This is a genomic window from Burkholderia sp. LA-2-3-30-S1-D2, from assembly GCF_001523915.2.
In the GTDB taxonomy this organism is placed as follows: domain Bacteria; phylum Pseudomonadota; class Gammaproteobacteria; order Burkholderiales; family Burkholderiaceae; genus Burkholderia; species Burkholderia diffusa.
Genome location: NZ_CP013384.1, coordinates 2966500 through 2986978 on the forward strand (window position 1 = coordinate 2966500; position 20479 = coordinate 2986978).

At 67.8% G+C, this 20479-nt stretch carries 20 protein-coding genes; 4 read left to right on the forward strand and 16 right to left on the reverse strand.

All coding sequences use genetic code 11. The features are described 5' to 3' along the window. Positions 1–32 precede the first annotated feature (32 nt). From WS66_RS26715 to mpl, 16 genes are all read right to left on the reverse strand, one after another. Positions 33–1094: an aldose 1-epimerase gene (locus WS66_RS26715; RefSeq protein WP_059608212.1), complete on the reverse strand. Its 1062-nt coding sequence runs from the start codon at positions 1092–1094 to the stop codon at positions 33–35. A gap of 74 nt (positions 1095–1168) precedes the next feature. After that, positions 1169–1984 (reverse strand): SDR family NAD(P)-dependent oxidoreductase, encoded by an 816-nt coding sequence (locus tag WS66_RS26720; protein ID WP_059608211.1) that lies wholly within the window; start codon positions 1982–1984, stop codon positions 1169–1171. A gap of 23 nt (positions 1985–2007) precedes the next feature. Beyond that, entirely contained in the window at positions 2008–3024 is a 1017-nt protein-coding gene (gene araH, locus WS66_RS26725) for an L-arabinose ABC transporter permease AraH (protein ID WP_059465359.1), read from the reverse strand. Between the two features lie 90 nt (positions 3025–3114). Beyond that, the gene (araG, locus tag WS66_RS26730; protein WP_059608210.1) at positions 3115–4626 is read right to left on the reverse strand and encodes an L-arabinose ABC transporter ATP-binding protein AraG; all 1512 of its coding nucleotides are present in this window, start codon (positions 4624–4626) and stop codon (positions 3115–3117) included. A gap of 67 nt (positions 4627–4693) precedes the next feature. Next, positions 4694–5689, reverse strand: a complete 996-nt coding sequence (locus tag WS66_RS26735) for an arabinose ABC transporter substrate-binding protein (protein ID WP_059608209.1) — start codon at positions 5687–5689, stop codon at positions 4694–4696. A gap of 102 nt (positions 5690–5791) precedes the next feature. Further along, complete coding sequence (locus WS66_RS26740) at positions 5792–6571, reverse strand: SDR family oxidoreductase (protein WP_059608340.1); 780 nt, start codon at positions 6569–6571, stop codon at positions 5792–5794. Further along, a complete protein-coding gene (locus tag WS66_RS26745; RefSeq protein ID WP_059608341.1) occupies positions 6571–7248 on the reverse strand; it encodes a 2-dehydro-3-deoxy-6-phosphogalactonate aldolase in 678 nt (225 codons plus the stop codon). The genes WS66_RS26740 and WS66_RS26745 overlap by 1 nt, the downstream gene beginning before the upstream one ends. A 22-nt stretch (positions 7249–7270) precedes the next feature. After that, positions 7271–8296: a 2-dehydro-3-deoxygalactonokinase gene (locus WS66_RS26750; RefSeq protein ID WP_059608208.1), complete on the reverse strand. Its 1026-nt coding sequence runs from the start codon at positions 8294–8296 to the stop codon at positions 7271–7273. Continuing rightward, entirely contained in the window at positions 8293–9192 is a 900-nt protein-coding gene (locus WS66_RS26755; RefSeq protein ID WP_059608207.1) for an IclR family transcriptional regulator, read from the reverse strand. Before WS66_RS26755 ends, WS66_RS26750 begins: the two co-directional genes overlap by 4 nt. A 335-nt stretch (positions 9193–9527) precedes the next feature. Further along, positions 9528–9932 carry an EF-hand domain-containing protein gene (locus WS66_RS26765; protein WP_059608206.1) on the reverse strand — a complete coding sequence of 135 codons (405 nt, stop codon included), beginning with the start codon at positions 9930–9932 and terminating at the stop codon, positions 9528–9530. Between the two features lie 84 nt (positions 9933–10016). Next, positions 10017–11627, reverse strand: coding sequence for a S10 family peptidase (locus tag WS66_RS26770; protein ID WP_059608205.1), 1611 nt, complete (start codon positions 11625–11627; stop codon positions 10017–10019). Positions 11628–12054: 427 nt separating this feature from the next. Further along, positions 12055–12792 carry a monofunctional biosynthetic peptidoglycan transglycosylase gene (mtgA, locus tag WS66_RS26775; protein ID WP_059608204.1) on the reverse strand — a complete coding sequence of 246 codons (738 nt, stop codon included), beginning with the start codon at positions 12790–12792 and terminating at the stop codon, positions 12055–12057. 14 nt (positions 12793–12806) lie between these two features. Then, positions 12807–13673 carry a shikimate dehydrogenase gene (aroE, locus tag WS66_RS26780; RefSeq protein WP_059608203.1) on the reverse strand — a complete coding sequence of 289 codons (867 nt, stop codon included), beginning with the start codon at positions 13671–13673 and terminating at the stop codon, positions 12807–12809. Further along, positions 13670–15760, reverse strand: a complete 2091-nt coding sequence (locus WS66_RS26785; RefSeq protein WP_059608202.1) for an RNB domain-containing ribonuclease — start codon at positions 15758–15760, stop codon at positions 13670–13672. Before WS66_RS26785 ends, aroE begins: the two co-directional genes overlap by 4 nt. Before the next feature lie 81 nt (positions 15761–15841). After that, positions 15842–16411, reverse strand: a complete 570-nt coding sequence (locus WS66_RS26790) for a YqiA/YcfP family alpha/beta fold hydrolase (RefSeq protein WP_059608201.1) — start codon at positions 16409–16411, stop codon at positions 15842–15844. Beyond that, complete coding sequence (mpl, locus tag WS66_RS26795; RefSeq protein ID WP_059608200.1) at positions 16408–17793, reverse strand: UDP-N-acetylmuramate:L-alanyl-gamma-D-glutamyl-meso-diaminopimelate ligase; 1386 nt, start codon at positions 17791–17793, stop codon at positions 16408–16410. Before mpl ends, WS66_RS26790 begins: the two co-directional genes overlap by 4 nt. Positions 17794–18027: 234 nt before the next feature. Between mpl and WS66_RS26800 the strand changes: the two genes are divergently transcribed. The 4 genes from WS66_RS26800 to accB all read left to right on the forward strand — a co-directional run bounded on the left by WS66_RS26800 (position 18028) and on the right by accB (position 20422). Continuing rightward, positions 18028–18672 (forward strand): hypothetical protein, encoded by a 645-nt coding sequence (locus WS66_RS26800; RefSeq protein WP_059608339.1) that lies wholly within the window; start codon positions 18028–18030, stop codon positions 18670–18672. A gap of 7 nt (positions 18673–18679) precedes the next feature. Continuing rightward, positions 18680–19234, forward strand: coding sequence for a TlpA family protein disulfide reductase (locus WS66_RS26805; protein WP_059608199.1), 555 nt, complete (start codon positions 18680–18682; stop codon positions 19232–19234). 194 nt (positions 19235–19428) lie between these two features. Beyond that, positions 19429–19881: a type II 3-dehydroquinate dehydratase gene (aroQ, locus tag WS66_RS26810; protein WP_040143361.1), complete on the forward strand. Its 453-nt coding sequence runs from the start codon at positions 19429–19431 to the stop codon at positions 19879–19881. Between the two features lie 64 nt (positions 19882–19945). Beyond that, positions 19946–20422: an acetyl-CoA carboxylase biotin carboxyl carrier protein gene (gene accB, locus WS66_RS26815; RefSeq protein WP_059608198.1), complete on the forward strand. Its 477-nt coding sequence runs from the start codon at positions 19946–19948 to the stop codon at positions 20420–20422. Positions 20423–20479 lie beyond the last annotated feature (57 nt).

Here is a 20479-nt window from a genome sequence, read left to right on the forward strand (position 1 = left end):
ACTCGCGGCAAACCGTTGGTAGACCGCGTATTTTACCCGCGTCGCCGGCGTCCTTCGCGCGCGGCGGCGTCGATGCGCGCATCGGACCGCTCGACGGTGAACGCGAAACGCCGCGTGAGCCGCTCGCCCGGCGCGAGCAGCGTCATCCCGTGCGCGGCCGCGCCGCCCGGCAGGTTCACCGCATTGATCGGATGATCGACCGGCTCGAAGCAGAAAAAATGCTCGCCGGGCGGCGTATAGAGCACGTACGCATCGGCGTCGGCCGCGATCGTCAACAACAGCCCGCGGCGAGGCCAGCTCACCGTCGCGTGGCCGCCCCAGCCGGTGAACGCATGATTGACGAGCGTCGCCGGCAACGGATACGCGACGCCGAACTGCCAGGCCGGCGGCACGCTCACGTGCCGCACCGGCAGGAAATCCGTACCCGACAGCCACAGGCCGCCCGCGGCCGCGGCCAGCTCGGTCGCATCGTCGCGCACGAGGAACGGATGCACGCCGAGCCCGAACGGCAGCCGTGCACGCCCCGCGTTTTCGATCGTCAGCGCGATCGACAGCGTCGTGTCGTCGAGCGCGAACGACTGGATCGCGCGAAACGCGTACGGCGCGCCGCTCGCGCGATCGAGCGACAGCTGCAGCGTCGTGTCGGTTGCGTCGTCCACCTGCCACGGCGCGAGCCAGCCGTCGCCGTGAATCGGCAATGGTTCGTCGCGGCGGTTGCGCGGCACCGCGACGCTGCGCCCGTCGCATTCGAAACGGCCGTTGCCGATCCGGTTCGAGTACGGCAGCAGCGGATAGCAGGCGAGCGCGTTCGGATCCGTCGCCGTTTCCGGGTGCTCGCAACGCCGGAACACAGGCACCAGCGCACCGTGATCGCCGCGCCAGTCGAAGCGCGCGATGCCGCCGCCCAGATGCGGCAGCACGTCGAGCCGCAGCGCCGCATTCGACAGCGTGACGACCGCCGCATGCGCGGTGCCGACGCCCTGCGCGAACGCGGCGGTCTGCGGGCCGGCGCTGACGGGCTGCGCGGCGGCAGCCAGGCGCGCGCGGCGCGACTGGCTCGTGGACGACGATGCGCGCGAGGACGTGGCGGTCATGGTGAGCTCCTTTCCTTCGTCGATGAAGTGATACGGGTCGTCGCGCGGTGCCGCGCGAATTCGAACATCGGCAATCAGGCCCAGCCGCCGTCGACCACCACGTCCTGCGCGGTGATCATCCGGCTGTCGTCGGCCGCGAGAAACAGCGCCATGCGCGCGAGATCGTCCGGCAGCAGCTCGGCGTCGATGCACTGGCCGGCCTTGATCGCCGCACGGCCCGCGTCGTCGAGCCAGAGCTTGCGCTGCTTGTCGGTCATCACCCAGCCGGGCACCAGCGAATTCACGCGGATTCCGAACGAGCCGAGATCGCGCGCGAGCCCACGCGTGAGGCCCTGCACGGCCGCCTTCGCCATCACGTAGACGGGGTAGCCGCCGTTCTTCAGCATCCAGCTGATCGAACCGAGATTGATGATCGCGCCGCCGCCGCGCTGCTTCATGTCGTCGATCACCGCCTGCGCGGCGAAGAACTGATGGCGCAGATTCACCGCGATGCCCGCGTCGAACGACTCGGGCGTCACGTCGCCGATCGCGTGGCGCGTATCGTTCGCCGCGTTGTTCACGAGCACGGCGATCGCGCCGATGCGCGCGCGGATCGCGTCGATCGCATGGCGCAGCGCGTCGATGTCGGTCAGGTCGCACGGGATGAACAGCGGCGCGTGGTGCACGTCCGGCGCCTGCGCGAGGGTTTCCGCGAGCGCCTGGCCCGCGTGCGCGTCGAGATCGACGAACGCCACGCGCGCGCCCTGCCGCGCGAAATGCTCGACGAACGCCGCGCCGATCCCGGTCGCACCACCCGTGATCAGCACCGCGCGATCCTCGAGGCTCGGGTAGCGCGCATAGCGTGCGTCGCTCGCGGCGCGCGAATCCTGCGCGGAAGTTTCGATGGTCATGCGAATCGTCTCCGTGGAATCGGTCAGTCGCGTACGCCGCGGTTCTTCAGCTGGTCGAGCAGCACGGCCGCGAGCAGGATCGCGCCGCGCACCAGGTACTGATAGAACGCGTCGATGTTCAGCAGGTTCATCACGTTCTCGACGGTGCCCATGATCAGCACGCCGATCACGACGCCCGAGATCGTCGCGCGGCCGCCCATCAGCGACACGCCGCCGAGCACGCACGCGGAGATCACGTTCAGCTCGAAGCCCTGCGCCGCGTTCGGCTGGCCCGACGTGATGCGCGATGCGAGGATCACGCCGGCGAGCGCCGTCACCGCGCCCTGGATCAGGAAGATGTAGACGCGCGTGCGTTCGACGTTGATCCCCGCGAGGCGCGACGCCTCGGGGTTGCCGCCGATCGCGAGAGTGTTGCGGCCGTACACGGTCTGGTTCAGCAGCACGCCGAACACGATGAAGCACATCAGCGTGACCCAGATCGGCAGCGATACGCCGAAGAGCGACAGCCCGCCGAGCGCGATGAACGTATCCGACGACACGCCGACCGCCTGCCCCTTCGACACGATGAAGCCGAGCCCGCGCACGATTTCCATCGTCGCGAGCGTCGTGATCAGCGCGTTGATGCGCAGGTACGCGATCACCGCGCCGTTCACGAAGCCGATCGCCGCCCCGGCCGCGACCGCCGCGACGATCGCGACGAACGTGTTGTCGGTCGCATTCAGCACCATCGCGCACAGCACGCCCGAGAACGCGACGGTCGAGCCGATCGACAGGTCGAAGTCGCGCGAGGCCAGACAGAACATCATCGTGCACGCGACCATCCCGATCTGCGAGATCGACAGCGCGAGGCCGAGCATGTTGTCGATCGAGAAGAAGTGATCGACCGTCAGCGACATCGTCACGAACATCACCGCGAAGATCGCGATCAGGCTGTATTCAGTGAGGTGCTGCCACCACTTCTGGCGGTCGCTCTGTTGTGGAACCAGCGCGTCGGCCGACGGCTTCACGGCTGCGCTGGCGAGGTTTTCCCTGACTTGCATGATTGTGTCTCCTGCTCCTGCGTCGCGCGGCCCGCGCCGCGCTTGATCGATTCGAATGTCGTGCGTCGCCCGAGGCGACCTGAAACCGCGTCAGGCCGCCTCGACGACGCTGGTCTGCGGCAGCGCGAGGCTCAGCACCGCATGCTCGTTCGCCTGCTCGCGCGGCAGTTCGCCCGCGATGCGGCCTTCGCGCATCACGACGATGCGGTCGGACACGCCGAGCACTTCCGGCAGTTCCGACGACACCATCACGATCGCGCAGCCGCGCTCCGCGAGCCGGTAGATCACGTCGTAGATCTCGTGCTTCGCGCCGACGTCGATGCCGCGCGTCGGCTCGTCGAGGATCACGACCTTCAGGTCGGGCTCCGCGAGCCAGCGCGACAGGATCGCCTTCTGCTGGTTGCCGCCCGACAGGAAGCGGATCTTCTGCCGCCGGTTCGGCGTCTTGATCTTCAGCCGCTGGATGAAGCGGTCGGCCGTTTCATTTTCGGTCTTGCGGTCGATGAACAGGCCCGCGCGCAGCGAATGACGGCGGCAGCTGATGTTGATGTTCTCCGCGACCGACGCCATCGCGATGATCCCTTCCTCCTTGCGGTCTTCCGGGCACAGCACGATGCCGTGACGGATCGCGTCGCCGGTGCGCTTCACGTCGATGCGCTTGCCGTCGAGCGTCAGCGCGCCCGCGCGTCGGCGGTCCGCGCCGTACACGAGCCGCATCAGTTCGCTGCGCCCCGCGCCGACCAGCCCGAAGAAGCCGACAATCTCGCCCGCGCGCACCGAGAAGCTCGCCGGTTCGCGCAACGCGGGGCCGTCGACGCCTTCGGCCGAAAACCGCACGTCGCCGAGCGCACGCGGCGCGTAGTGGTAAATGTCCGCGATCTCGCGCCCGACCATCTCGGCGACCAGCCGCTCGCGCGGCACGTCGGCGAGCGATTCGTGCGACGCGATCTTGCGCCCGTCGCGAAAGATCGTGCACGCATCGCACAGCCGGTAGATCTCGTCCATCCGGTGCGAGATGTAGATCAGTGCGCGGCCCTGCGCGCGCAGGTCGTCGACGAGCTTGAACAACACCTCGGTCTCGCGATGCGACAGCGAGCTCGTCGGTTCGTCGAGCGCGATCACGCGCGCGTTGCGCATCAGCGCCTTGCAGATCTCGACCATCTGCCGCTGCGCGATCGACAGCCGCCCGAGTTTCGCGTCGGGATCGAGATCGACGCCCATCGCCGCGAGCCGTTCGCGCACATGGCGCTTCGCCTCGCCCTTCCTCACCCAGCCGAGCGCGTTCGGCAGGCGGCCGAGCAACAGGTTCTCCGCGACCGTCAGGTCGGGCACGTACTGCAATTCCTGGTGAATCACCGCAATGCCTGCCGCGATCGACGCGGCCGCACTCGAAAAATGCACGGGCTGGCCGTCGACCAGCACGCTGCCCGCATCGGGCTGGTATTCGCCGCCGAGAATCTTCAGCAGCGTCGACTTGCCCGCGCCGTTCTCGCCCATCAGGCCATGCACCTCGCCCGCGTGCACGTCGAACGAGATGCCGTCGAGTGCGCGCACGCCGGGAAATACCTTGCCGATATTGTCAAAACGCAGTGCCGCTGACACGTCGTCTCCCTACTTGCAGTTCCATCGATCGCCGGCCGCCGCATCGCCGCGGCAGCCGGCGGGCGGCTTACTTCGATGCGAGCCCCATCTCGTCGCGCACCTTCGACACGTTGTCGCGCGTCGCGAGCATGCCCGTCGTCAGCGTCAGCGCCGGCGGTGCCTTGCCCTGCGTGATCCACGCGTACATCAGGTCCGAGGTTTCCTCGCCGTGGCGCTTCGGGCTGATGATCACGGTGCCGTAGAAGCCCGTCGGCCGCGGCTTCTTGAATTCGTTCAGCGCCGATTCGGAACCACCGATGCCGATGCCGATCATGTTGTCCGCCTTGAAGCCGCGCCCTTCGGCCGCGCGCACGGCGCCGAGCACGGCCTCGTCGTTCAGGCCGTACGCCACCCAGTGCTTGAACTGCGGGTTCTTGGTGAGCGCGATGTTCGCCGCGTTGAACGCGTTCTCGGTGTCGGTCTTCGCCTGCGGCGCCGCGATCACGTTCGCCTTCGGGAAGCCGGCCGCCACCAGCGCGTCGGTCGCGCCGCTCGTGCGGTCGTGCGCGGTCGGCAGCTGCTCGTAGGTGATGTCGATCGCGCCGACGTCCTTCATGTCCCAGCCGCGCTTCTTGATCTCGGCCGCGATGCCGTCGCCGACCTGCTTGCCGATGTTGTACGCGGAGATCCCCATGTGCGGCACCGCCTCGATCGGCTTGCCCGCGCCGTCGACGAGGCGGTCATCGACCGTCATCATCTTCAGGTTGTGCGACTTCGCCTTCGCGACGATGCCCGGCCCGAGCTTCACGTCCGGCGTGCAGATGATGAAGCCCTGCGCCTTCTGCGCGGACAGGTTGTCGATCGCGCTCATCACCTTCTCGCCCGACGGCGCGCCGATCTTCACGAGCGTGAAGCCCTTGTTCTTCGCCGCGATCTCGGCGAACTTCCACTCGTCCTGGAACCACGGCTCTTCCGGCTGCTTCACCAGGAAGCCGATCTTGACCGGGTCGGCCGCATGCGCGGCCGGGCTTCCGATCACCACTGCCGCCGCGGCGGCCAGCGTTACGAAGGTTCTGCGTTTCATCTCCAGTGTCTCCTTGTCTTCATCGAACGGAATACAGCCGCTTGTTGGTTTCGACGCAGCGTGCGCGCGGCCGTCGCACGTGCGGTCTGTCGAATCGTTGCGTCAGTCGTGGTACAGCGCCGCGCGCCCGCCGTCGACGGTGATGCAAGCCGCATTGATGAACGGCGCCTCGTCGGAGGCGAGAAACACGGCCGTCATCGCGACTTCTTCCGGCTTGCCGATCCGCTTCATCGGCTGCAGCGCGAGCGTCTCGGCGCGCGCCGCGGCCGGGTCGGCCTGCGCGTCCCACCAGTCGCGCGTGAGCTGCGTCTCGATGTAACCGGGCGCGATCGCGTTCACGCGCACGTTGCGCGCCGCGTATTCGATGCCGAGCGCACGCGTGAGGCCCAGCACGCCGTGTTTCGCGACCGGGTACGGAAAGCAGCCCGGGATGATCCGGAACGCATGCGTCGACGCGATGTTCACGATGCTGCCGCGGCCGCGTTCGACCATCCCAGGCAGCGCCGCGCGGCAGCCGTGCCATACGCCGTCGAGATCGACCGCGAAGCAGCGGCGCCAGTCTTCGTCCGTCATCGTCAGCGGATCGGCGAACACATTGATGCCCGCGTTGTTCACGAGCACGTCGAGCGGGCCGAATGCGGCTTCGGTCTGCGCGAGCGCGTCGCGCACCGAATCCTGCCGCGCGACATCCGCATGCAGCGGCAGCACGCGCGCGCCGTCGATGTCGTCGGCGATCGCCGCCGCCGTGCGCTGCGCTTGCGGGAAGTCGAGGTCGACGAGCGCGACGGCCGCGCCCTGGCGCGCGAACGCCTGCGCGATCGCGGCGCCGATCCCGCGGCCGGCGCCCGTCACCATCGCGACCTTGCCCGCGAGACGTCCCATCATGCGGCTCCGCCGCGCGCCACGCGCAGGCCGGCCTGGAACGCGCGCGCATTCGCCGCGGTCGCCTCCGCCGACTGGCCGGGCCGGTACAGCGCCGAACCGAGCCCGAAGCCGTTGGCGCCGGCCGCGAGGAACGGCTGCATGTTGTCCGGGGAAATTCCGCCGACGGGAATCAGCGGCACCGCGCGGTCGATCACCGCACGCCACGCCTTCACGACGGGCACGCCGAGCTGCTCGGCCGGGAACATCTTCAGCACGTCGGCGCCGTTCGCGAGCGCGGCAAACGCCTCGGTCGGCGTCGCGACGCCCGGTGCGCTCGCGAGCCCGCGCTCGCGCGCACGGCGGATCACGGCCGCGTCGCTGTGCGGCATCACGATCAGCGTGCCGCCCGCGTCCTGCACGCGGTCGACATGCTCGGCGCGCAGCACGGTGCCAGCACCGACGATCATGTCGTCGGGTAGCGCGCGGCGCAGCGCCGCGATGCTGCCGAACGGATCGGGCGAGTTGAGCGGCACCTCGACGATCCGGAAGCCCGCTTCGTGCAGCGCAAGGCCGTGATCAGCGGCTTCGGCGAGCGTGATGCCGCGCATGATCGCGATCAGCGGGCACGCGTCGAACGCGCGCATCAGCGCGGCGTGCGGCGTGTATGGTGCGGGCAGCGTAAGGTCGGACGACATCGGCGGTTCCTCTTCAATCGATTCATTGGTCGGCGCAGACGGGCTCGCCATCCGCGCGCACGAGCCCGGCGCGCGACGCGATCCACCACAAGCCGCGCTCTGTCGCCTGAGCGACGACGCGCGCATGCGTGCAGCCGAACACGCTCAACGCATCGACGTAGCGCGCGCACAATCCGTCGTCGCCGATCAGCAGCAGCGGCTGGTTCGCGAGCGCGACACCGCGTTCCGCCAGCATCGCGTCAAGTGCGTTCAGCTCATGGCCGATCAGCAGGCCTGACAGGTAATCGCCCTGCGCATCGGGTGCGAGCCGGTCGGTCAGGCCGAGCGTGCGCGTGCTGAAGATCGTCGCGAGCAACCCCGCGCGCTGCGCACCGCGGGCCACCGCGACGCCGCGCGCGAATGCCGCGCGGTCGGGCGACGCGCTCGCGCGCATCGTGCGGCCGAGGATCGTGTGATCGCGCAGCGCCGCGAACAACTCGCCGGTCATGAAGGTCTGGAAGCGCTCGATGAGCCCGTCCTTCACCCATGCCCACTTCGCATGCGTGCCCGGCAATCCGATCAGTACGCCTGAACGATCTGCATCAAGCATGGGATCGTTCGCGAGTGCGCCGAATATCTGCGTTTCTTCGCCGCGCATCACGTCGGGCAAATCGCCCGTCGCGATCACGCCCGGCACGATCGACACCGTCGTGCCGCGCGACGTCGTCACCGTGACGAGCCCCGCGACGAGCGCGTCGGCACCGGCCGGCACCTGGACGTACGGCGCCTCGCGCCAGCCCTGTGCGCTGCCGACCATCCCGGCGGCCAGCACCGGCACGCCCGGCGCGCGGTCGAGCCAGTCGCCGCACGCTTCCTCGAACACGACGTCGAAGGCTCGCGCGCCGCCGGCCGGCACATGCATCACGCCCGCGGCGCGGCTGCGCGTGTCGAGCAGCGCACCGTGCGCGTCGAACAGATACGCGCGCAGCGACGTCGTGCCCCAGTCGAGCGCGATCAGCGACGGTGCGGCGCAGGAGGCGTCCGGAGCGGTCCGGGTCGAATTGGTCATCGTTTGATCCTGCGGGTACCCTGCGGCGGGCTCCAGCCCAGTTCCGCGGAAATGGCTCGCGCTTCGCGCTGCACGAGCGGAATCAGTTCGTCCATCCGGTCGTGCGGCATGTACGGAATCGTGCTCGCGACCGATACGGCCGCGACGATCGCGCCCGACGCGTCGCGGATCGGCGCGGCTACGCAACGGATCGACGCCTCGTTTTCCTCGAGGTCGAACGTGTAGCCGCCGGCCGCGTAATGCGCCATGCGCTGCAGGAACGCGCTCGTCTCGGGCCGGTTGTCCGGCTTGAAGTTGACGCCGGCCAGCGCGCGCCGCGCGGCTTCGAACAGCGAGCGCCACAGGTCCGGATCGAGGTCGAGCATCATCGCCTTGCCGATGCCGGTCGATGCGAGCGGCATCCGGTGGCCGACACGCGAGCGCATCTCGAGGCCGCGCGTGCCGGGGATCTTGTCGATGTACAGCACGTCATCGCCGTCGCGCACGCCGAGGTGGATCGTGTCGAGCGTCGCTTCGGCGAGCGCCTCGAGGTGCGGCCGCGCGACCGCCGTGAGCGGCATCTGTTCGAGCGCGATCGTGCCGAGCTCGATCAGCTTCGGGCCGAGCAGGTAGCCGCCCTGCACCTGGCGCAGGTAGCGCGCCTGCACGAGGCTGCTGACGAGACGGTGCGTCGTGCTGCGCGTCGTGCCGAGCGCGGCGCCGATCGCACGCATGTCGCGCGCGCCGTTCGCGATCGCTTCGAGGATCGCGAGACCGCGCAACAGCGTCTGCGTACCGGCCTGCTGCGCGGTGAGGTCGAGCGGCGTGCTGGTCGCGCCGATGGAGTCGGTGAGCGGCGCATCGCCCGGCGTCGCGCGCCGGGCGTCGAGAGCAAGGGAATCGGGCATCTTTGTCATGGAACGGGTTTCTTCAGCCGAATCGGTGAAGCCGCTGTCGCGACGCCGGAACGAGGTCGGGCGTCGCGGCAACGCGGCGGTCGATGCACCGAGGAAAGCGCCCGGCGAACTTCATGGAATGTGTCTCCGTGTGCGTCGGGCGCCGCGCGATGCGTGGGTCCGAAGCTGTCGATGTGCTTCGGATTGTAGGAGCGCACGCATTCGTCTCCAATATTTGAATGCGTTGCCCAGATAATGAGATAACCGGCGGAGGTCGCGAAACGGTCGTGCCATGCGCACGGGGGCGGAACCCGACGCGTCGCGGGTCCCGCCCCCGTTGGTCATGCACGCCGCGCTTACTGCTGGTTCGTGCTGCGCGCCTGCATGTAGCGCTGCACGTCGGAGAACGACACGCGACCGTTACCGCTCGCGTCGATCTGCCGGAAGTGATTCGCGACATAGCCGAGGCCGGCCGCGCGCGCCTGCGCTTCGGTGATCGAACCGGTGTTCTGCGTATCGGCCGCGCCGAACTGCCGCGCGAGTTTGCGCACCACCTGCGCGTGCAGCGCGGCGCCCGTCGTCTGCGTGCCGGCGGTCGGCTTGCGCGCGGCCGGCGGCACGTACGGATCGCCGAGCTGCGCCTGGCGCGCGCGCGCCGGAGTGACGGCGTCGCTCGCCTGCGCGAACGCGGACACCGATGCGGATGCTGCAACGCCGGCGCATGCGAGCGCGGCGGCAACGACGATGAAACGTTTCTTCATGTCAGGCTCCAGTCTGGAATGAGGTCGTCGACGGCCGGCGAACGGCGCAGCCACGGGCGCGCGTCGCCAGGCCCGCACATCGCATCAGTGCGCGGCCGCGTTGTAGAAGGTCACGAGGTCGGCTTTCTCCTGCGGACGCGACGTATCGTCGAGATAGACCATGTGTCCACCCTGATAGTCCTTGATCGTCAGGTTCGGTTGCGAGCCGAGCCGGGCGAGGTCGAGCTCGGTCTGGTAGAACGGCGTCGCGATGTCGTGATACCCGTTCAGCGACAGCACCTTCAGCGACGGATTCAGCGTCAGCGCAGCCGCAAGATCGGGAATCGTGTCGGGCATCGCGAGGCCGTCGTGCGTCCAGTCCCAGGTCTGGATCGCATTGCTGCTCAGCGAATACGCCGACTGCGCGCTGTACTTGAGCACGTTCGGCAGGTAGCTGCCGATCGTGTCGGTGAACGGCTTCGTGATGAACGTGCTCGACGGGTCGCCGTCCGCCGCGAGCGGGCTCGACGACGGCACGTTCACGCGTGCGTCGTAGCGGCCGATCAGCGTGCCCGGGATCAGCGACACCTGGAAGCTGTTGTCGAAGAAGGTCGGGACGACGTTGAAGTCCGCGTTCCACAGCGTCTGCTTCACGCCGGTCGAATTCACCATCGTCGTGACGAGCGTCGGCGGGGGCGGCGTGTGGCTCGCGAGATACGCGTTCACGGCGGGCACGTAGCTGCCGGCCGTCAGCTGACGCATCTGGTCCGCATATTGCGGCAGGCTCGACGGGTTCGGGTTGTCGAGCTGGTAGTACGCGCCGACCGTGCCGTAGGACGGCACGAAGCCCGCGCAACTCACGGGGCTCGCCCCGTTATTCGAGTTGCCGACATAGTCGCTCGCCATGTCGCAGTTCGCGTTGTAGTTGAGGATCGACGACTGCAGCACGATGCCGTCGAGCTTCACGCCGGCCGTCTCGAGCAGGTTCGCGAGCACGTCGGTGCGCGGCGTGCCGTACGACTCGCCGAACAGGTACTTCGGCGAATCGTTGCGCTGGTTCACGGCGATGTAGCGCGTCACGAAGTCGCGGAACGCGCCGCCGTCCTGGTCGACGCCCCAGAACGTCTGGTTCGTGTTCGGCGCGATCGCCTCCGAGAAGCCGGTGCTGATCGCATCGACGAACACGAGGTCGGTCGTGTCGAGCAGGCTTTCCGCGTTGTCGACGAACGGGAACGTCGACGCGTTCGCGTTCGGGTCGCCCGTCTGGATCCGTTTCGGACCGAACGAGCCGAGATGCAGCCACACCGATGCGGAGCCGGGGCCGCCGTTATACAGGAACGTGACGGGCCGCTTCGCCGCGGGCTGGTTGTCGGCGGTGTACGCGACGTAGAAGAACGATGCCTCGGGCGCGCCCGTCTGCGGATTGCGTGCGACGAGGTGGCCGGCGGTCGCCGTGTAGCGAATCGTCTTGCCGTTCAGCGTGATCTGGTGATGGGTGACGGCGGCCTTTTCGACCGCGGCGGACGCGTCGAGCGACGCGGTCGCGCTCGACGAATAACTGTTGGGATCGTTGTATGGCTTGTCCACCTGAGCGGCGGGATCGGCTGAATTGTCGGTACCTGCTGCCGAGGACGACGTCACGTCGTCGTTGCAGGCCGTCAGAATCAGCGAAGAGAACACAACCCACAACAACAGCTTCGCTTTGCTCGCTGGCATCGTCGCTTTCCTTCTCTCGAATGTTTTTTGTGTCGAGCAGCCGGGTGAGCCGCCCCCCGCCTCGATTGCGGCCGATAAGCCGAGGCGCTGGCCAATATACGTGAGCGGGTCGGCTTTGAAAAATTTGGAAATATTTGATCGACGCTCGGTGCGGCGCACACCTTTCAGGAATGCTTCAATTCACGAACCGTTGTGTTTCAACAGTCTTTCAATTGCTTTCGCGCCCACCCGGAAAACACTCAACCCATGCGGATTTCGTGCCATATCGGCAAACAAAATCTCGCGCGGGCGGGCATTGCTCAGTAAAGCGAAATAGATGAATTCGTCTAATGGATGCGTCCCGAAATGCGGGCGACACGAATGCGCTGCAGCGCACCAATGGCGCGCCGGCGACGGAACGGACAATGTCCCGGCGCGAGCGCGCCGCTCACTGCGATTGCGGAAGTTCGGCCGCGCCCATCCGGCGGGCAATCACGGCCGCGCGCTGCGCCTGGTAGGCCGAGCCGCGGTGCGCGTCGAACCAGCGCGGCTTCGGCAGCATCACCGCGAGACGCGCCGACTGCCACGCGCCGAGCCGGCTCGCGGGAATCCTGTAGTAATAGCGGGCGGCGGCCTCGGCACCGTACACGCCGCGGCCCCATTCGACGGAATTCAGGTAGATCTCGAAGATCCGCTCCTTGTCGAGCACCGCCTCGAGCATCCACGTGATGATCAGCTCCTGCCCCTTGCGGATGTAGCTCTTCTCGCGCGACAGGAACAGATTGCGCGCGAGCTGCTGCGTGATCGTCGACCCGCCCGCGACGATCCGTCCGCGCGCCTTGTTCTTCTCCCACGCCTGCAGGATCGCGTCGACGTCGTAGCCGTTGTTGGTCGCGAAGGTCGAATCCTCCGACGCGATCAGCGCGCGCTTCAGGTTGCGCGAGATCTGGTCGTACGGCACCCACTGGTGCTGGATCCGCGCGGGCGGATTGTCGCGCGACAGCCACCATGCGTCGGTCCGCATGAACGCGGTGGAACCCGGATTGATGAACGACCACAGCGCGATCTGCACGAGATAGAACAGCTGCGTCGCGAGCCACGCGCCCGCGAACACCGAACCCGCATAGACGATCCAGCGGGTCGGACTGATGGTCCGCGTGCGCTGCGTGCCGTTTACCGCCACCACCTGTCGCGCTCCGGTCAGGCCGCCGCGAGCGCCTGGCGCAGCGCGGCCAGCACCGGTGCGCCGTCCGGCCGCACGCCGCGCCAGATGAAGAACGATTCGGCCGCCTGCTCGACCAGCATCCCGAGCCCGTCGGCCGTGCGCGCGCCGAGCGACGCCGCATGCTGCATGAACACGGTCGGCTGCGCGCCGTACATCATGTCGTACGCGAGCGTGCCCGGGCCGAACGCAGCCGCGTCGCACTCCGGCAGCGCCGCGTCGAGGCTGCCGGCCGTCGCGTTGACGATCACGTCGTACGGCTCCGCACGCACGGTGTCCGGGCCGCCGCCCGACAGCACGCAGCCCGCATCGTGCGCGGCCTGCGTGAACTGACCGACGAGCGCCTCGGCCTTGCTCGCGGTGCGGTTCACGATCGTGATCGACAGCGGCGCGCGCTCGAGCATCGGCAACACGACGCCACGCGCCGCGCCGCCTGCGCCGAGCAACAGGATGCGCGCACCCGCAAGCGACACGCCGAGGTTCGATTCGATGTCGCGCACGAGACCGACGCCGTCGGTGTTGTCACCGTAGATGCGGCCGTCGGCTTCGATGCGCAGCGTGTTCACCGCGCCCGCCGCCGCCGCGCGCGGCGACAGTGTGTCGGCGAGCGCATGCGCGTCGAGCTTGAACGGCACCGTCACGTTCGCGCCGCGTCCGCCTTCGGCGACGAACGCGCGCACGGCGGCCTCGAAACCGTCGACCGGCGCGAGCCGGTGCTCGTAGACGATCGCCTCGCCCGTCTGCGCGGCGAACTGCGCGTGGATGAACGGCGACTTGCTGTGCGCCACCGGATTGCCGAACACCACGTAGCGGTCGGCGCCGCTCGTCGACGCGGCTGCGTTCATGATGCGCGCCCCTCTTCGCTTTCCTGGCCGGTGCCGTTCGCGGCCTCGCCGTCTTCGACCGCCGCGCCGTCCGCTTCGGCCAGTGCCTCGGCCTCGGTTTCCGCCGACGCGTCTTCCGCATCGACCAGCGTGTCGTCGCCGCCTTCGGTCTCGTCTTCGTCTTCGGCCGCGTCGCCGCTCGTCACGGTCGGCGCGTCAAGCACGTTCAGCAGTCGCACCGACGCCTCGATCGTCAGCTCGTCGAGCGACATCACGTCGAGCAGCACGCGCGTGCCGCGCGCATGCACGCCGAGCCCCGGCACATGCAGCAGCAGCGGAATTTCCTCGAGGCGCACCAGGTCGCCCTTCACGACGCTCGCGACGACCTGCTTCTTCTGCTCCTGCGCGAGCCAGCGCAGGCACCAGAAGTACTCCATCCGGCGCTGGTAGTCGGCGTAAGCGGTATAGGTGTCGTCGAAGCCCTGCACGACCGCGTACAGGTCGGCGTCCTTCGGCTTGAACGGCGCGGCGAGCTTGGCCGTGACGCCGTGCTGCACGCATGCGAGCAACTGCCACTGGTTCACCAGGTCGACATAGCGGCGCAGCGGCGACGTGCTCCACGCGTACTGAGCGACACCGAGGCCTTCGTGCGGCGCGGCCGTCGTCTGCATCCGCGTACGCTTCGGGCCCGGCGCGCCGAAGCCGCGCTGCGAGCGGTAGATGCCCGGCACCGTGTGATCGTGCAGGAACGCGCCCCACGTCGAGTTCGCGAGGATCGCGAGCTCCGACACGATCAGGTCGAGCGGCGACCCGCGGCGGCGCGGCGTGATCGTCACGTGCTCGCCTTCGACGTAGAAGTTGTAGTCGGTGTTGCGCTGCACTTCGCGCTTCAGGCCATAGCCCGCGCGCGCGACCTGGCGCTTCTCGAACAGCGCCTGCGCGAGCGGCCACAGCACGGCGATGTCGTCCTTGTGCGGGTAGTCGCCGGTGCCGGCCGCGAGCGTCTCTTCATTGACGAGCTCGTCGAGCGTGTTGTGGCGCAGGTTGTTCTTCACGAACACGAGTTCGGCACGCGTCTCGTTCGCGACGATCTCCTGCGTCTCGCGGTTGACGATGATGTACAGCGACAGCGCCGGGCGGTAATCGCCCTCCTTCAGCGTGAACACGTCGACGACGTCGTCCGGCAGCATCGTGATCTTGTCGCCCGGCATGTAGACGGTCGACAGGCGTGCGCGCGCGATCGCGTCGACCGCGTCGCCGCGCACGATGCCGAGCGCCGGCGCCGCGATGTGCACGCCGATCCGCACGCGACCGTCGGACAGGTGTTCGACCGAGAACGCGTCGTCGATTTCGGTCGTCGTGATGTCGTCGATCGAGAACGCCTCGACGTCCGCGCGCGGCAGGTCGTCCGGCAGCGGGCCGACCGTGACGGCGGGGAAGCCCGTGCCGTGCGGGAAGAATTCCGCGAGGAAGCGCGCCTCGTGCAGCGCACGCGGCGACGCGATGCCGCCGCAGTCGAGCATCAACCGCGCCGGCGACACGCCGCGCGCCCCGGCCGCCGCTTCCATCGCCTTGTATTCGATCGCGTTCTTGTCCGGCCGCGTCAGCAGCCCGAGCACCTTGCCCGCGAACGCTTCCGGCAGCTTGCCGGCCTTCAGTTCCTCTTCATACTGCGCCTGGACGAGCGCCTGCTGACGCTTGCGCTCGAGCGACGCGAGCGCCATCTTGAGCTGATCTTCCGGCGCCCGCTGATACTGGCCGCGCCCCTTGCGGCGGAAGTAGACGGGCGAGCCGTGCAGCCGCAGCACCAGTGCCGCGCGCTCGACCGGGCCGTAGGTCGCGCCGAAATATTCCGATGCCAGCGCCGTATACGCGAACTCCTCGGCCGGCGCGCATTCCCACAGGAAATCCAGGTCGATCTGTTGCGCGGCCGTATCGGCTTCCTGCATCAGCTCGCCGGCGGCCGGCTTCTCGAATTCGATCAGCACGTCCTTTGCACGCACCTTCGCGCGCCGCCCGCCGGGCAATTCGACCTGAAACGCGTCGCCCTGGCGCGACAGCACGCTGCCCGCCTTGAAACTGCCCGATTCCTCGAAGAAAACGTTCACTCAGTACTCTCGTTCAGACTGCCGGGCGCCGCATCGGCGGCGCCGCATGATGATGGGAATTCGATCGGCATGACGCCGGGTTCATGACGTTCTTTCGTCGCAAAAGGCGAGAACGTCGTCGATATAGTCGGCAAATTCACTGATTCCATGATCGCTGCCTTCGATCACGCGCGTTTTCGCGCCCGGGTAATGGGCGAGCATCTCGCGGTAGTCCAGCACTTCGTCGCCGGTCGCCGCGAACAGATAGTAGCGTTCGGGCCGCGAAATCGCCGGCACGCGCAGCGCATCGAGCTCGTGCAGGTGACGGCGTTCGACGACGATCGACCCGCCGCCGTGCCACAGCGGCTGTTCGCCCAGATACTGCTCGAGGTCGCGCTGCGGCACGATCGCCGGATTCAGCACCACCGCCTTCCAGCCGTGCTTTTCGGCGAGCCAGGTTGCGTAGTAGCCGCCGAGCGAGCTGCCGATCACCGTCACGTCGCGCGCACCGGCCACCTCGGCTTCCGCGACGGCGATCGCCTCGAGCGGCGATACCGACAGCGACGGGCAGCGCCACTCGTGCGTGCGACCGAGTTCGGCCATGCGCGCGGCGAGGAGCCGCGACTTCTGCGACTCCGGCGACGACCGGAATCCGTGCAGGTACAGGATCACGCGCGGCTCCCGAGCGCGTCGAGCAGCTTCTGGTGCACGCCGCCGAAGCCGCCGTTGCTCATCACGAGCACGTGGTCGCCCGGGCGCGCGGCCTCGACGACCGATTTCACCAGCAGGTGGAGATCGTCGAACGCACGGGCCTTGTCGCCGAGCGGCGCGAGCGCGTCGCCGAGGTTCCAGCCGAGCGCGTCGCGCCCGGTCGGGGCGCCGTAGCCGAACACCAGATCGGCGTCGGCGAGGCTTGCCGGCAATTGCGCCTTCATCACACCGAGCTTCATCGTGTTCGAACGCGGCTCGAGCACGGCGAGAATGCGGGAATTTTGGCGGCCGATGCGTGCACGAAGGCCGGCGATCGTCGTTTCGATCGCGGTCGGATGGTGCGCGAAGTCGTCGTAGACGGTCACGCCGTCCACGCTGCCGCGCACTTCCATGCGCCGCTTCACGTTGCGGAACGATGCGAGGGATTCGGCGGCCTGCGCGGGCGGCACGCCGACGTGGCGCGCGGCGGCGATCGCCGCGAGCGCGTTCATCCGGTTGTGGTCGCCCTGCACCTGCCACGCGACTTCACCGACGCGCTCGGCCTGCGAGTACACCGCGAAACGTTCGTCGACCGGCACGCCGTCTTCTGCAGGCAGCGCTTGCCAGCCGCCGTCGACGCCGAAGCGCTCGACCTCGCTCCAGCAGCCGCGCGCGAGCACGCGCTCCAGCGCGTCCGAGCGGCCGTTGGTCACGATCCGGCCAACGCCCGGCACGGTGCGCACGAGGTGATGGAATTGCGTCTCGATCGCGGCGAGATCCGGGAAGATGTCGGCGTGATCGAATTCGAGATTGTTGAGCACCGCGGTGCGCGGCCGGTAGTGGACGAACTTCGAGCGCTTGTCGAAGAACGCCGTATCGTATTCGTCGGCCTCGATCACGAAGAAACTCGAATCGGTCAGCCGCGCCGACACGCCGAAGTTCAGCGGCACACCGCCGATCAGGAAGCCCGGGTTCAGGCTGGCATCTTCCAGCAACCACGCGAGCATCGACGACGTGGTCGTCTTGCCGTGCGTGCCCGCGACAGCCAGCACCCATTTACCGGCCAGCACGTGCTCGCCGAGCCATTGCGGGCCCGATACATACGGCAGGCCGCGATCGAGGATCGCCTCCATCAGCGGGTTGCCGCGCGTGACGACGTTGCCGATCACGAACAGGTCGGGCTTCAGCTCGATCTGCTCGGCGCCGTAGCCCTCGATCAGCGTGATGCCCTGCGCCTCGAGCTGCGTGCTCATCGGCGGATAGACGCCCGCGTCGCAACCCGTCACCGTGTGGCCCGCCTCGCGCGCGAGCACGGCGAGACCGCCCATGAAGGTGCCGCAGATGCCAAGAATGTGGATGTGCATAGATGAATGCTTTCGCGCCGCCGGGCGCCGTCGATTCGGAAAGGAAGGTCTGCGGCACGCCGGACAGGCCGCCCGGCCAACGACTTTCGCCGCGACACAAAGACCGTCATTGTAACTGACGGCCCGCCCTGCCCGGCGGCCCGAACGATGGATCCGAACACCGCACGGCGCGGCGGGCGGCACCCGGCCGCACCGCGTTCGGCCGTGGCGGCGATCGAGTATGATTGCCGGATCATGTCTCGCAAACCTCTTGTCGACCCGCGGCGCGCCCGCGAGGAAATTGCCCAGTCCGCCGCCCGCCTGATCGCGGAGGACGGCCTCGATTACGCCAGCGCGAAACGCAAGGCCGCGCGCCAGTTGTTCGGCGATACGCGCGTTGCCGGCGAATGGCTGCCGGATAACGACCTGATCGAGGAAGAACTGCGCGAGTACCTCGCCCTGTTCCAGAGCGACACGCAGCCGGACGAGCTGCGCCGCCTGCGCGAGATCGCGCTCGACTGGATGCGCCGGCTCGCCGAGTTCAATCCGTACGTGACGGGTGCGGTGCTGAACGGCACCGCGAACGCGCATTCGGACATCCATTTGCAGCTATTCACCGACAACCCGAAGGACGTCGCGATCTATCTGCTGAACCAGAACGTTCAGTACGACGTGTCCGAAACGCGGCATTTCGCCGGTCGCGCCGACGTCGAGACGCTCAGCTTCCTGTGGCGCCCGCGGCGCGACGTGGACGCGATCGGCATTCACGTCGCGCTCTACGCGAGCGACGACCTGCGCGGCGCCGTCAAGGCCGACGCCCGCGGCCGGGTCGCCCGCGCCGACGCCACCGCGTTGCGCGCGCTGCTCGAGGCCAGCAACGCCCCTTCCGAACCGGAATGATTCAACGATGATGATGAAACGCATGTTGGCGCTCGCGGTGGTCGCGGCCGCCGCCGTCGCCGGCGGAATCGCCGCCGGCCATTGGTTCCGCGGCGGCAGCGCCGATGACGGCGTCGCCGTCGCCGCACCCGCCGCGAACGGCAGCCCGGTCGACCAGCTGTGGGCCGCGTCGCTGACCGGTGTCGACGGCAAGCCGGCGTCGCTCGCTTCCTTCAAGGGCCAGAAGGTCGTGGTCAATTTCTGGGCGTCATGGTGCGGCCCGTGCGTCGAAGAGATGCCGGAGCTCGTCGCGCTGTCGCACCAATACAAGCAGAAGGGGATCCGTTTCATCGGGATCGGCGTCGATTCCGACCAGAACGTGAAGAACTTTCTGCAGAAGGTAAAGGTCGACTATCCGGTTTTCGTCAGCGGTTATGCGGGCGCCGATCTGGCCCGTAATTTTGGAAATACCGCCGGCGCGCTGCCGTTTACGGTCGTCATCGACGAAACCGGCAAGATTCGCGAGACAAAATTGGGACAAATCCAACCGGCCGAGCTGAAAAAGACCCTCGACGCGTTGTGATCGCCCTGAACGGCTGCCTGCGCGTTGGCGGCGATTTGTGCGTCGATCGCCGCAATTTCACGTGAATTCGCTGATACTTTGCGGCCGCACCGGTAATTCTTGCAGGTCCGGCGCGCCCGGCCGTTCGGCAAAACTAGACAAATTTCTCTAAATAGCGCTAAAGTTCGCGCAATTCCGCAGAAATAGAAGCGACCATGACACGATTGCTGGTGCTGCACGGCCCCAACCTGAACCTTCTCGGCACCCGGGAACCGGAGGTGTACGGCCGCGTCACGCTCGCGCAGATCGATCAAGCGCTTGCCGCGCGGGCGCAGGAGGCCGGCGCCGAACTGTCGTCGTTCCAGAGCAACCATGAAGGCGCGCTCGTCGACCGCATCCAGGCCGCGCGGGAGGAACAGACCGATTTCATCCTGATCAATCCCGCCGCGTATACGCACACGAGCGTCGCGATCCGGGACGCGATCGCCGGCGTTGGCATCCCGTTCGTCGAGGTTCATCTGTCGAACGTGCACCGCCGCGAAGCCTTCAGGCATCACTCCTACTTTTCCGACCAGGCCGAAGGCGTGATCTGCGGGCTCGGCTGGAAAGGTTATCTGTACGCGCTCGAGTACGCGCTCGACAAGCTGCAAGGCGCGTCGCGCGGCTGATTTCGCGATCTAGATTCAGCGCCGGTCCCACCGGCGCTTTCACGTATTGAAAGGGGAATTCCCGATGGATCTTCGTAAGCTGAAAACTCTGATCGACCTCGTCTCCGAATCCGGCATCTCCGAGCTGGAAGTGACGGAAGGCGAAGGCAAGGTGCGTATCGTCAAGAACGCGCCGCCGGTCTATGTCCAGCCGACGGGCGGATTTGCCCCGCAGGTCAGCGCGCCGGCCCCGGCGGTCGCGCTGCCGGCCGAAGGCGCGGCTGCCGCGCCCGCCGCAGGCACCGCTGCCGCGCCCGCCGTGCCGCAAGGCCACGTCGTGACGTCGCCGATGGTCGGCACGTTCTATCGCGCGCCGTCGCCGGGCGCGGACCCGTTCGTCCAGGTGGGCGACACGGTCAAGGAAGGCCAGACGATCTGCATCATCGAAGCAATGAAGCTGCTCAACGAGATCGAATCGGACAAGGCCGGCGTGATCAAGGAAATCCTCGTCGAGAACGGCCAGGCCGTCGAATACGGCCAGCCGCTTTTCGTGATCGGCTAAGTCCGCCGCGCGGCCTGCGGGCCGCGCGCCGCCGATGCTCGCCAGGCGCCGTTCGCG